The following is a 13,006-nucleotide window of genomic DNA, read 5'->3' as shown; positions in this document are numbered from 1 at the left end:
ACTCAGCCATATTCATTTATGGGAATCGCCGGAGGTCAGGCGAACGTAGGATTCACGAAACGGGCGGGTAACACGATATAGCCATTGCCACGCGGGCGGAAGCGGCCAGCCCTGATAGTCAGCGTAGCTGGGGCGGAACAAGCGAGTCCAGCCCAGCAATCTCCAACGCAACAACTGAGTGGGTTTGGCCTGCCAGCTGAAGGAAAAATCAGGGGTAACTTTCTGCCGACGCATGGTCAGCTCGACCTGATGGCCCCCCTGCATGGCTTTCAATGCCATGGCAAGCATGTCCTTGCCACGCTCAGTCAATTCCTCCTCACGCCATGGCCCGGGGGTCGCCAATACATTGAACAGCTCTAGAGAAGCTTCCACGGTAGTCCGCAGGTTACGCCGTTCTGCGCAAGCAAGCACGGCATCCAGGTCGAAACTCGGATGGCGCTGGATGGCGTCCATATCGACCAGCCAGTGCAGGTGCGACCAGTAGTGTTTGGTATGGTGCCAGCAAATATAGACAAACAGTTCCGCAGTCGGCATCACGGAAAAATAATTGTTGGCCATACGCATGGGTTCCGCCAGTGTCAACAGCTGCCGGGAATCGTAGATCGTGCCGATGTTGTCGATCCGCTGGTGGAACTCGATGGCCACGTTTCTGGGTGAGGCGAGGGTCACGACTTTCTGGACCCGCGCCACGAAGGCCAGGCTGGTGCTGTCATCCGACAACGCTGCGGGATCCAAGGGAGTATAGCCATTCTGCAGTGCGACACCCAGAAGCTCCGCCATCCGCTCACGCGGGACCAGCACATCAATATCCTGGCAGAAGCGCATAGCTGGTTCATCGTAATACCGCCCGGCCAGCGTCGGCCCCTTGAAGAACACATGTTGCAGTTCGAGCGGGTGCAGCAGCTCCTTGGCCAGGTCTCGCAAGGCAGCCATCACGTTCAGATTATGCTGTAGAACAGTGAGCGAATGCAGCTTCATTAGCTCCAACTGCTCTTCAGGCAAGGACGGGGGCGACAGTCGACGCAAATGGCGGTATACCAGCGGCAGGATAAAGCGTTCTTGAGCGCGCTTGGTGAAGCTCCCCCAATCATCGATACTCTCGCATAGAGCTAGTGAAGCGCGAGACTGCTCCTCAGACAGGTTCAACCTCGCCAGCAACACCAAGAGCCGCAAATCAGGGGCCAACTGAGCTGGCGCAAGCGTAACCGTCATGAAGAACACTCCTTACTGAGCATGGCGCTAATAGAAAACTCAAATGCTAATAATTATCAATATCATTCTTTAATTCGCAGACTCAAATCCTGACATGAACCTGGTGACTATTATCCACCGTACTTACTTTATACAAACGTTTCACCTATCAGTCACCGAACCAGTGCATGTCGTGGTAGGGAGCCGTTACCTGACAGACTGGATGATCAACGATGACCATACCGCGACAAAATAGTAACAGTCTAGTGACAAAATGATAGCCTAGCTGCAGCTGGCATGTGGAGCGTGCAGTTTCACCATAACGCCCTACACATGGGAGCATTAGAATAATAGTACCTAGTCTTAGCCTGCTCTAAGCTTGTTAAAATCCACGCAAATTAACAAAAGGACACATTTTCCCTTGCAGCGTTGCCCGTTCGTCAAGCCTTCTGCTAGGTTAGCTCTACAATCCATTTGAACGTGCAGAAGTGCTAAAGACAGCACTTCTGTTCTGTTCCTCAAACAGGATGCTTCCGAGCGGCCATGACTGACGCCATTTCGAGTCCAGATACATTCTGCGATACCGCCCATACGTTCAAGCTTCCCTTGCCGTGGCCCGTTCCTGCTTTCAGTGAACCTGAAGAGCACGTCCCGGATCCAGACCCTGCATTTCGCTTCATGCCAGACGTCACCACAGCGATATTGATGGGTTTCGCGCACAATCGGCGTGTTTACCTGCATGGCCCTCATGGCAGTGGCAAGTCATCCCACATCGAGCAGGTAGCGGCGCGGCTCAACTGGCCTTGCATACGCATCAACCTCGATGGCCACATCACGCGAGCCGACCTGATAGGCCGGGATATGGTAGTGATACGCGATGGCAAGCAGGTCACCGAGTTCGTCCCGGGCATCCTCGTCTGGGCGCTTGAGCGGCCGGTCGCAATCGTTTTCGACGAATACGATGCGGGTCGCCCCGATGTAATGTTCGTCATCCAACGCCTACTCGAAAGTCAGGGCCGGCTCACGCTGCTTGATCAAAATCGTGTCATCACACCACACCCGGCATTTCGCCTGTTTGCCACGGCAAATACCGCGGGCCAAGGCGATGCCACCGGCCTCTATGCAGGCACCCAAGCGCTTAATCAGGCGCAAATGGACCGTTGGCATGTGGTCACAGAGCTTGGCTACATGCCGGCCGACCGAGAGCGTGAAATCCTCCAGTCGCGCCTGCCTTCGCTCGATGCAGAGACCATCGAGCGCATGGTCACCTTCGCCGGCCTCACACGGCAGGCATTCACCCAAGGTGACCTCTCGTCACTGCTCTCCCTGCGGACCCTGGTATCCTGGGGGGAAAACATTGGCCTTATCAAAGACACGCAAGATGCCTTGCGGCTGGCATTCGTCAATCGCTGCGATGAGACAGAACGCCCCCTTGTAGCCGAGCTTTACCAACGCTGTTTCGATGCAGAATTGCTGCGAGGCGCTCCCCATGTCACCGGCATCTACTGATAGCAGGCGTACCAGAGAGCTGGTGTCGGCTTGGACACGTACCTATGGTGCCGGCTCCCCCCCCCAACACCTAGACACCGTCGCGCCACCCGATACTGCTAGCCGCAGCGAAGCCGATGCCTTGGCCGCATGGCGGCGCTGGCACGACCCTGAGCAGGATGGTCGCTTTTCTTCTGGCGAGTGGTGCTGGTATGCCGTCATAGAGCGGGCTCGGGTAGAAACCCTGGCCCAACGCCACCTGCCGGGCATGGCGAGCAACCTGGCCCACCCGGACACCACGGCGCCTAGTGATAGCGCAATGGCCGCGCTCTACCATGCCGCGCGCAATGCGTTTGCTGCAAAAGCGAATACTGCTTCGATCCTTGAGCAGCCATGTACACCCTCAGCAAGCCACCCAAAATGGTTGGACAAGCTGCTCACGCCTTGGCGTTTACACGGCGACGGAGCACGCCTATGCATGACCGTCAACGCGACATTGCGCGTGCACCTCGGGTGGCTGTATACGGCACGCTCAAGGCCGGCCTGCACAACCATCACTTGCTCGAAGGGGCGAAATATCTTGGCCCCGACCGCCTCAGCGTTATCACCCTATACAACCTGGGTCCTTTTCCTGGTGCCCTGCTGATGCCTTCCGCTGGGGCGTATGTCGAGGTCTATCTAATCGATGCTGAGCAACTGAACCGGCTGGATTACCTGGAGGGCTATCAGCCGAAAAGTCCGTCTTCCGGCCTATATGACCGAACCATCATCTCGACTCACTACGGAGGGGCATGGGTGTATCTCTACAACGACTCCGCTTGTCACCACCAGATTGTTTCTTCTGGGAACTGGCGGCCTTCTTTATGCCGATCGGAAAGCACAAAATATTCGCCAAGGAGGAGCAATAATGTATCTCACTGACCCCGCCACCAGCAGTAAGGAAGGCTTGGCCGTTGTACTGTCTCACGGCCTGGAAAGCGGCCCCAGCTCCACCAAGATGCAGGCCCTGACGGCAGTCGCGGAGAGCTTCGACAATGTACACGTTGTTGTCATGGACTACCGGGGCATGGAGACGCCTGAAGAGCGGCTGAGCCACCTCATGACTGCCCTGGAGCAGCTACCCTACAAGCCGGAACAGACCATCTTGGCCGGCTCAAGCATGGGAGGATGGGTAAGCGCAGCGGCCAGCAGCCATATACCTGTGCTGGGCTGCTTTCTGATGGCTCCGGCGTTCGGGCTTGAGCGCTACCCGGACCCAGCCCCCGTGATACGGGCACAGCATGTGCAGATCATTCATGGTTGGCAGGATACCGTCGTGCCACCGGGGCCTGTTATTGAGTTAGCTCAACAGCAGTGTGTGCCTCTGCGGTTGGTAGATGATAATCACAGATTGGAAGTCAGTTTAAATATACTCATAGATGCTTTCGAATATTACTTGAAAAAAATACTAGTACAAAAATAAACTATTTTCAGTGTGCAGGTCCAGCGGTTGATAAATGACCCAGAGCCCCGAATCGATACACCAGAGCCTTTACTAGCGCCGATGCAGCAGTCCTGCTGCTAATGTTGATTAATGTGGACCTCTCGCGTGCGACAATCGATCGTCACCTGCAAGCTGACAAGGGATCCTTGCCACAACATTCGTGAGCTGGGGCAACAGCCCAGCGCTTATCAAGTCGTGGGGCGACTGATAGCGGCTCCTGGCGTATGGTCATAAGCTTTGAGTGCGCTTGTGCACCTGCTTGCCATTGAGCTACAGGATACGCTGAATCGAGTAACGGCTCTCACCCAAGACACACGCCGGGCAGCAAGTTCCATAGTTGGATAACCCCACCAGTGCCAGCTTCACGCGGGCTGTGCAAGGGCTTCGATCGGTAGCAAACCCTGCAGCGAGGGAGGGGGCAGCCACGAGCAAAACTTGGAAATTGCTAACACTTGCCCCCTTAAAATTCATTTTAACATTCCGAAATTACCAAGTAACGTTCAATATAATGATGATCCTACCTTTTCATCCACTGCAAAGAATCTGCCATATCACCGAGCGACTTTTCTAGCGAAGCATGACTAGCCTGGCTTTTACTAAAGACGTCCAGTCCGCCCTTGACTGACCCAATGCAAGCGCTGGTATCATGGTAGCCTTGTTCCATCCATTCAAGCAAAGTAGATTTTTCAAAATTAAGCATATCCTTCAGGCCGTTGCGTGATATTTTCTTGGGTCGAATTTCAAGAAACGTCGTGCCCGGGAAAGAATTACGATTCCAAAAACTCCCATCGTCTAAATGTGTCACTATGACGTGACTGCATTTTTCATTTACAATCAAGGGGGTAACCGGAGTATTGCCCTGAGCTGTATTCCAACCTCCCAAGCCGCCATCATAATACTTTTTACCACTTATTAATTGTGCCTCGAAAGCAAGCGGAATTGCAGAAGACGCTAACAATGCCTTACGCTTGTCTTCCGACGAAAGCAAATGCATGGGTAAGAACATGGAACCTTTTGAATCGGAAATGCCTACGGTCGCCCTCAAGGTACCAACCAAGTCCTTGATCGCTCCTTCACTTTCATAGACGGAAACCCAGAAAGGCAAGCCTACACTATCATTTTCAAGGCCTGCATAGCGAGTTAAGATATCAATGGTGGGCGAGTTGTCAAAAAAGGCCGGATCAGAAACATACTTGTGATACTTTACCGGAACTATTTTCTCAAGCTGGTGAGCGCTCATAGCGAAAACCCTACCCGGCGCTCCACCAAAGGCTGCCACACAAATTTTTAGCAAAATCGCCACAAAAGCAAGCGGGTCCATCTTCAAAGGTGATTTCTCCGCAATTTCTCGCCAAACAACCTCAAGAGAATCAGCCGCCTGCTTAACATTCTCGGCATTGGCTACTACCGCCCCATTTAAAGATCCAATGCTAGCCCCGGCTACAGCATCTGGCTGAATGTTCATCTCTGCAAGATAACGGAGCACGCCTGCTTGGTATGCGCCTTTTGCCCCACCCCCAGACAAGACAAGCCCTAATTTAGTTGGTTGTGGCATGATCTTCTCCTAACTGAAGCAAACTCGCCATTTCATGAAAGATACTTATATTAGAAAAAACAAATGGAAGATCGCTATCTTCAAACTGCCTTAGCTCCACATTGCTGTTAAGTGAATAAATCATTGATTCAAGTTTGTTAGAATGATGATCACTCATAAGACAGAGTGCGTCCTTAACAGGTTCAAAATCAGAGATGAGGCTTTTATATAGCGTGTCGCGATCAATTAGAGCGTCATTCGAGCGACCTGTCTTTTTAGACATAATAAGCATGCACTGGTTCTTCAAGGTCTCTAGTGTCTCTTTTACCACCTTGGAGTTACTTTTTGATTTGCCAGATGCTTTAAGCCAACGACCAAAATCACCATACCATAGACGGGTCAACATCAGCCACAGACTTTGCTCCGGCGACAGACTGTCGTTCGTTTTCGAAAAGATACTGAGAGCCAGCTCTTTTTCAGATAGAGCATTTATGTATAATTCTTGATAATCAAGACGCTGCACAACAGAACTTTCTATGTGACAGACCGTTTCGCGCAATTCCTCAAGACTTTCCTTGATTTGACAAGTTTCATTGGCTACCTCTCGCAACTTCCCGGACAGCAAGCTGACACCACTCATAATTTCATCCATGAAATCGTCATTTTTAACTAGACGTTTTTCATTTTCAACAATATAATCCCTGACAAAAACAAGCTCACTCTCAAAAGTTCTATCGAGCAACAACTGCCTTTTCACATTTCGCCCAGACATCCAGTCAAAAAAACGCGCGGATGGGCTATCTGCAATTTCTTGCTTTTTATTCAGATGATCGGCCATGACAGAAAAGTTATTGATAAAATCAACAATAGCTTTTTCCTCAAGGTGAGGATAATCATCTATTAGCAAAGCAACAGTACTTTTTTCATCAATCATTACCAATTCACCTAGTCGACTGACACCAAAGAATCAAGGCCATTCCGCGCAGTTTTAATACGCTGCAAAAGCGAATAATTTAGTTTCTTGGCATCATCCATGAATGATTTGATATCTGATACCACAGCCACATCATTACTTTGTAGCTTTTTTGAGCGATCCAACGCCCCCTCTATGCTTTTAATGGACACAATAATTTCTCCAAAAATCTCATCGACTGCGGGTATAAGTTTGGCCTCAAATTGCTCATTAAGATTTTGATCTATATTTTTGTAGAATTGATCTGCCATTTTTTCTGCCTGACTTATATAGCCAGACAAAGCAATTTTGTATCGCTTTTCACCCTCTTGAATATCAACTATCGTCTCTTCAAAATCATCTCTAAGGCCAAAGCTCAGGACTTTTAGAACACCATGCACCCAACCTTCACGCCGAACATTTTTCTTGATTATTCTAGTTACCATTTCATCGTACTGTTGAATAGCTTGATGAGAACCAGGCTCTATCTTACTTTGATTCAAGATATCGAGGGAGAAATTTTCTAGGAAGCTGACATCGAAATCAAAACCCTTTTCCTGCATTTCCTCCTCATACGCTTTGAATAAACTTTCCACTCTCCCGAACAATTCGCCCTGAATTTGAGCTTTAGTTTTTTCCTCAAGAGTATTTAGCTCAACTTGCAGCTTCGAAACCATGGTGGAAAACATGGAGCTCATAATTTCTTGTGCTTTTTTATCAAACTCAACAGCTTTTCCTTTATCCTTCCCAAAATCTAACTCCTTTCCGTCATTATTAGTATGCTTGTCTATCATATTGTGCAAAATATTAATATCACTTTCCAGCACCATCGCCTCTCTTCTTCCTGCACGCTTATGAGCATATTTTTCACGACTTAAGCTTTTCTTGCTATCTAATTTAACATTTAACTCGCCTTCCAGGTCACTCTTCAAATCTCTTTCTTTATTGGTAAACTCTTCTTTAATAGCCTTCTTTATATTGTCAACATTTTCGTTAAGTAAAAAGTCAGCCTTTTTCCTGTACTCTTTTACACCCTTATCTTTTACAGTGGCTACTTTGTTATAGACCACCTCAACATCTTCACTCAGCTTTTTAGTGCGCTCAATACTACTCTTAAGCTCTTCTAATTCTTGAGATAGTCCGCCGCGTACAACAGTGGAAAAATGATCCAGCTTCCTTGCATTGTCTGAAAGGCGTGCAAGTGAAACTTGCAAACTATTTTCGCCTGCCTTAATATAGGCCTTCTCCAGCATATCGCCAACAAATCCATCGTAGCGTGACTTTTTAAACAACTTATCAGCTCGCTTTTCAATTCTATCGAGATTCAGTTCATCAATTTCTTCTTCATCAATCATGCCAAATGCCGCTTGAAGAAAGTCACGATTAGACGCCTCTCCCAAAAAGCCTCTCACATCAACACCGCCAGCAATTTGCTGCTTAACTTTATCCACCATGAAGGCATAATGCGAGGAGACAGGAAATACCTCAGACTCAGTAATGAAGTTTTCTTCATCAATACTGTCATTCAGCAATTCGCAGGCAATTTTTTTTGTCTGGCCCTCATCAAGATCTCCATATTTCTTTTCATCAAATCTATTTACCACAACAAAAGAGCGGTCCTTAATTACCTCCTTGATCCCTTTCACCTGACTCCTTATATCAGAATCCTGTTCTGTATTAAGTTGCGTATAATTCATTACCAACAAAACCATTGATGCATTTTTTGCTATCTGCTCTGAAAGTATCTGCTTGAGCACAGCACTCTGACCAGCCTCATTAGGGCCGGGTGTATCAAGTAGCGCTAGTGAACCGCGGTGCCTGCCTTCCGGTTTATTTGCTAAGCATTTGAATTCAATCTCAACCGTTGGCAGGCTGCCGATGTCTGTGAAATGCTTGAGATAATCGCTTAAATCAATTCCATTTTTTTCGTGGCCGGCAAGGCGAAAAGTATCATTAATCAAGAACAACGCTTTATGAATTTCATCCTTCCCAACATAGCTTTTTTTTATTTTAGACCCACTATCAGAGATAGTATTTACAGCTTCTTGTACTTTTGTTAAATCGACACCTTTCTCGTTGGATGATTTTATTACCGAATTAACCTCATTAACTAAATCCTGAAAGACAGACTCGTTATGCAAAGTAAGCTCAGGTTCTTTTTGGCCAGGCTTGTGCCTGATCAGTGTCGGCAGTGTAGTCATTGCAGTGACACGATTTGGCAATACTTCTTCGCCAATTAAAGCGTTAATTGTTGTTGACTTGCCCGCTTTCATCGTCCCGATTACTGCGATAGTTGATTCAAGCGATTTTACTTTTACACCATCACTGACCAAAGCTTCTAACTGCTGATCAATGAGTGATGGGTTCAATGCAAGACCGTTTCTATCTTCGGTCCAAATCGCTTTCTGATCTTTTAGTTCAGCCAGCATCTTCATTTGCTTATGAATTAAGGTTGATATCTCATCTTGCAACGCTGACAATATCATCTGCAACTCCCTTCCTGTCTAGTGGTGTTTGATTTTTCAACCTTCATTATATCAGATAAAATCCTATAGCTCAGACACAACACTTTTCCAAGAATACACCACCATACCGCGCTGAATAAGGCCTCGCAATGGCCTCTGAATTATTGCTCTTAAACCTGTTTAGTAATTTTAAAATTGATAATTTTCGCGTATCCTAGCAAATTGCCTCGTCCTCTATGCAGCCGACTTCCAGCGTGTACGATAATACATGAGCATTTACTCACCGTTGCCTCGGGGGCCAAGGTGGCTCCTTAGCAGGCACCCACCTGTTTTATTACTTTTCCAAATATCGTGCCTTGGTAGTTTAAGCACCATTAACTCAACCCTTTGCATCATTCATAGTTCATTTATTACAAGTAAAACTCGCCCCCCCCTTACACCCACTATGCTAACTTCAAAACCCTTCAGTTTATTTCCACAGTGGCATCGCTCTAATTCCCAACCAAGCCTTATAAATAAAAGGGACGGCGATAAATGATACTGGCATATAAGCCCAGTTAGGTTTAAGATGAGCAACCTCCTTGGAGGAAAAAGGAACCCAACTTTCTGTGACTATGACTTGCGAAGCAGGAAAAGCATGGGGGAGAAAAATGCCAACAAAAGCGATAACAAAACCAATCATTATCAGAGCTTCATTTTTCCATCCCATGAAATTTCTTCCTCTAGCCGCCAAAGTATAATTAAATGTTATCATGGCCACTATGTATGCAAAAAATATAGATAACGTCCTAGCTGTACTTGGCGGAACTAGCTTTCCTAGCTCTTCATTTTGAATAACAACAATTCCAGCAAACAGTATCATGCACGAAAACGCCATTAATGATAGCATTCTCAGCACGAACCCAGACCGCTTAGCTACCTCCAAGCTCATGCTAATCTCCTTGCTTGCTTTCATCAGCTTTTGACTGCCTTTTTAAGGCATGCGCTTTCACAATTTTACCCATAATAAAAAACGTTACAGCCAAGGCAAGCAATGGCCATAACCTTGCTGCTGCTTCCAGCATCTCGCGCACCATATCAACGAAAGAAAAAGCCGCATAAAAACCCAGTGCGACCAAGGACAATGATATCAACCATTTAATTTTCCAACCAATTAACGGAGCCGCCATCTATTCCCCCTCAGGCATTTAGACTCAAGAGCCACGAACAGAAATATCGGCTGAAAGCCAATTATCTTTAGCCTTTTTTTCCGAAAGCTACGCATTACCATAGCTAAACAACACTGGCGCCATAATGAAAGCCGTGTAATCAATTGAATTAAAAGGGAATATTTGCGACTTGTCAGGGAGTGCGTGAACCACCATCTGTCTCCTATCCTCGGCGCATAGGCGGCATCACATCCAATAGGTCATCCAGCATCGCCGGCCGCACACACCCACCTTCCAGAGGAATCGTCTGGCCCCAGCCAGCAGGCACTCGTCCTCCCTCAGTTAGGCACCAAATCACCGGGTAACCTGGCGTGTGACTAGGCGTATGGATATAGCCATCTGTCAGCGCCACCAACACCTGGGGAGGCGCCTGCTCCAAGGCAGTGAAGACCGGGCGGATATCACTGCCTCCCCCGCCCTGGCAACGCCAGTGCTCTAGCTCATGCAGCTGCCCTTCATGCAGCGTTCGGCGCTGGGTAATGCAAGCGTCGAAGTCCATGACATCCAGCCTGACCCGATCGCAGGCGCCAAGAATGCCCTTGAGCTCGCTTAGAAAATGCGGCAGGTCCCGCTGACAGCTACCGCTGGTGTCGACGGCAACCGCCAGAGTAAGTATTTGACTCCGTTGGCTAGGTAGATAAAGGCCGCTATGTACGTGCCGTCGTGCCGGTGGCAACCATTGCCGATTACCCCCAAGTGATTGATGGATAAAGCTGGCCAATACCTGCTGCCATGGCACCTGAGGATGACGCAGACGCTCCACTAGGGTCTGTAGATGACCGGGTAGGCTGCCTTGCTGACGCTCGAATTGCTGTGCGGTGGCTACCAGACGCTGCTGCCAGGCTCGTGCCCCTTCCGGAGTGACCGGCTTCGGGTTGAAGTCTGGGTCCATCACCTGGCCAGGCAGCGTTGCGAGCGTTGTGATGTCATGTTCGTCCAGAACACTCCCTTGCTCGCTTCGGCTCGGGTGCTGGCAAAGGTCGGCATAGATCTGCTCAGCGGATTGGCCGAGGTAGCGACGGTGATAGAGCGCATCGGCGGGGCAGTAGCCCAGCTCATCGCGAAGCAGGCTGTTCACTTCGTAGTCGCAGGCGCGATTCCAGGTATCCGGCTCCCGCCCTAGCTGACGACGATGGTGGCCGAGAGCACAATGCCAGACCTCGTGAGCCAGAATGAAGCGGCGATCCTCCTCACTTCGCCGCGCCATGAACTTGGCATTGACGAATAGACTTTCGCCATCGGTTCCTGCCGTGGGTAAACGGTCATCGACCACGGCCACAATGGCGAGCTGCATCAGCAGCCGTGCGGTGAAGGGCTGTGCCGCCATCAGCAGGGCACGGTCGGCTTCACACTGGCGTTGTATGCGCTGCTTGAGGGCCTGCTCCTGGTCGTTGGGAGCGCGCGGCTCTCGGGCTGGCCGACGGCTACGCTGCCCTGGGGGCGTTCGCATGCTCCCTGCTCGTTCGGTGAGGGGGCGACGACTCATGGCGCCTCCTCACCGAAGAGGTCCACAACCGGTACCTGTGCACCGGCCTCCGGCAGGGAGATGCCCATCTGTGCCATGAGATGCTCATGGAAAACTGCGCCATGCTGCCGGCTCCAGGCATCGAAGGCCGGATGGCCTAGCAGTGCCAGCGTGCGCGTCTGCTGCAGCATTTCCGTATCGCCCTGCATGGCGTCCATCAGCGCCAGGGTGGCGAAGTCCGCGCTCAGCGCCTGGCTGATCTCGAAGAAGCGTGCCAGGCGTTTCTGGGCGATCTCCTCATGAAGTGCGTCAATCTCCAGCCCTTTCCATAGCGCATGGGCTAGGCCCGAACAGAAGGCATAGCGCTGATCAGCCCGCTCAGGAATCTGAATGGGCGTCTTGCCGGCAAGCATGGAAGGGATATCCGGCAATTTGAGAGCCCACTCGCGAAAAGCCAAAAACTCAGTCCCAGCGCCCTGGCCGACCAGGCCATGAATCATCAGAGCCTGTACTCCGGCGGGCAGCGCCCGGCCATGCGCGAGAGACTGCGCCACCCGTGCCCAGCTGCGCGGGCTGGGCCAGCCCTGCTCCACGCTGCCCTCCATGTCGAAGAAGCACTCCGGCCGGAAACGCAGAAAGGCGATCACATCCGGATGCAGCCCCTCCCCTGCCGCCCAGCGTGACCAAGACTCGAGATCAGGTGCCAAGCTCAGATGACAGAAGCGATTGGCCAGCGCGCTGGAAAAGGACTGCGCCACGGCACGGTCCTCGCTGCGATTGCCGGCTCCCACTACCAGCCAACCAGGCGGTAAGCGATACAGATCCCCCAGACGGCGGTCGAGAATCAGCTCATACGCGGCCACCTGCAGGCTTCGGTCGGCGGCGGTCAGCTCATCGAAGAGCAATATCCCGCGGCTTTCTGGATCGCGGGGCCACTCGCCCGCCAGCAACCAGTCCACTACACCACGCTCACGATCTGGCACCGGCAGGCCGCGCAAATCCACCGGCTCACGCTGGGCCAGTCGAATGTCGATGAATTCAATGTCCTGGCGTTCGGCCACAGTACGCACCACCGAGCTCTTGCCTACGCCTGGGGGGCCCCACAACATAATGGGCGGCAACAGCTCCGCCATTTCTGGCTGCAAGTGCAGTTGTTCCAACTGATGGGTCAGCAGGGTGATGGCCTGGTCTGGAGTAGCATGCATCATGGGTCTGTCTCC

The 13,006-nt window shown here is 50.5% G+C and carries 11 protein-coding genes; 3 read left to right on the top strand and 8 right to left on the bottom strand.

Features of this window, described 5'->3' with window-relative positions; all coding sequences use genetic code 11:
• Window positions 1-12 precede the first annotated feature (12 nt).
• Complete coding sequence (locus tag LOKO_RS06555; RefSeq protein ID WP_083517464.1) at window positions 13-1,212, bottom strand: nucleotidyltransferase domain-containing protein; 1,200 nt, start codon at window positions 1,210-1,212, stop codon at window positions 13-15.
• 522 nt (window positions 1,213-1,734) lie between these two features.
• Here LOKO_RS06555 and LOKO_RS06550 point away from each other — a divergent pair.
• The 3 genes from LOKO_RS06550 (at window position 1,735) to LOKO_RS06545 (ending at window position 4,141) form a co-directional block, all read left to right on the top strand.
• Window positions 1,735-2,700 (top strand): AAA family ATPase, encoded by a 966-nt coding sequence (locus LOKO_RS06550; RefSeq protein WP_066446609.1) that lies wholly within the window; start codon window positions 1,735-1,737, stop codon window positions 2,698-2,700.
• A gap of 453 nt (window positions 2,701-3,153) precedes the next feature.
• Complete coding sequence (locus LOKO_RS18680) at window positions 3,154-3,600, top strand: gamma-glutamylcyclotransferase family protein (RefSeq protein WP_083517463.1); 447 nt, start codon at window positions 3,154-3,156, stop codon at window positions 3,598-3,600.
• Complete coding sequence (locus LOKO_RS06545; protein WP_066446605.1) at window positions 3,587-4,141, top strand: alpha/beta hydrolase; 555 nt, start codon at window positions 3,587-3,589, stop codon at window positions 4,139-4,141. The genes LOKO_RS18680 and LOKO_RS06545 overlap by 14 nt, the downstream gene beginning before the upstream one ends.
• 538 nt (window positions 4,142-4,679) lie before the next feature.
• On the opposite strand, the gene LOKO_RS18675 is transcribed toward LOKO_RS06545, so the two are convergent.
• The 7 genes from LOKO_RS18675 to LOKO_RS06525 form a co-directional block, all read right to left on the bottom strand.
• Window positions 4,680-5,717, bottom strand: a complete 1,038-nt coding sequence (locus LOKO_RS18675; RefSeq protein ID WP_083517462.1) for a patatin-like phospholipase family protein — start codon at window positions 5,715-5,717, stop codon at window positions 4,680-4,682.
• Window positions 5,701-6,630 carry a hypothetical protein gene (locus LOKO_RS06540; protein WP_066446602.1) on the bottom strand — a complete coding sequence of 310 codons (930 nt, stop codon included), beginning with the start codon at window positions 6,628-6,630 and terminating at the stop codon, window positions 5,701-5,703. The genes LOKO_RS18675 and LOKO_RS06540 overlap by 17 nt, the downstream gene beginning before the upstream one ends.
• Before the next feature lie 11 nt (window positions 6,631-6,641).
• Entirely contained in the window at window positions 6,642-9,134 is a 2,493-nt protein-coding gene (locus LOKO_RS06535) for a dynamin family protein (protein WP_066446599.1), read from the bottom strand.
• Window positions 9,135-9,582: 448 nt separating this feature from the next.
• Window positions 9,583-10,044: a hypothetical protein gene (locus LOKO_RS19260; RefSeq protein ID WP_144439627.1), complete on the bottom strand. Its 462-nt coding sequence runs from the start codon at window positions 10,042-10,044 to the stop codon at window positions 9,583-9,585.
• Between the two features lies 1 nt (window position 10,045).
• Window positions 10,046-10,282: a hypothetical protein gene (locus tag LOKO_RS19255; RefSeq protein WP_144439626.1), complete on the bottom strand. Its 237-nt coding sequence runs from the start codon at window positions 10,280-10,282 to the stop codon at window positions 10,046-10,048.
• A gap of 202 nt (window positions 10,283-10,484) precedes the next feature.
• Window positions 10,485-11,807, bottom strand: coding sequence for a vWA domain-containing protein (locus tag LOKO_RS06530; RefSeq protein WP_083517461.1), 1,323 nt, complete (start codon window positions 11,805-11,807; stop codon window positions 10,485-10,487).
• Window positions 11,804-12,994, bottom strand: a complete 1,191-nt coding sequence (locus LOKO_RS06525; RefSeq protein ID WP_235588956.1) for an ATP-binding protein — start codon at window positions 12,992-12,994, stop codon at window positions 11,804-11,806. The genes LOKO_RS06530 and LOKO_RS06525 overlap by 4 nt, the downstream gene beginning before the upstream one ends.
• Window positions 12,995-13,006 lie beyond the last annotated feature (12 nt).

Source organism: Halomonas chromatireducens (assembly GCF_001545155.1).
Lineage (GTDB): Bacteria > Pseudomonadota > Gammaproteobacteria > Pseudomonadales > Halomonadaceae > Halomonas > Halomonas chromatireducens.
Note: the sequence above shows the minus strand (reverse complement) of the source record. Positions and strands in the feature narration are given on the sequence as shown.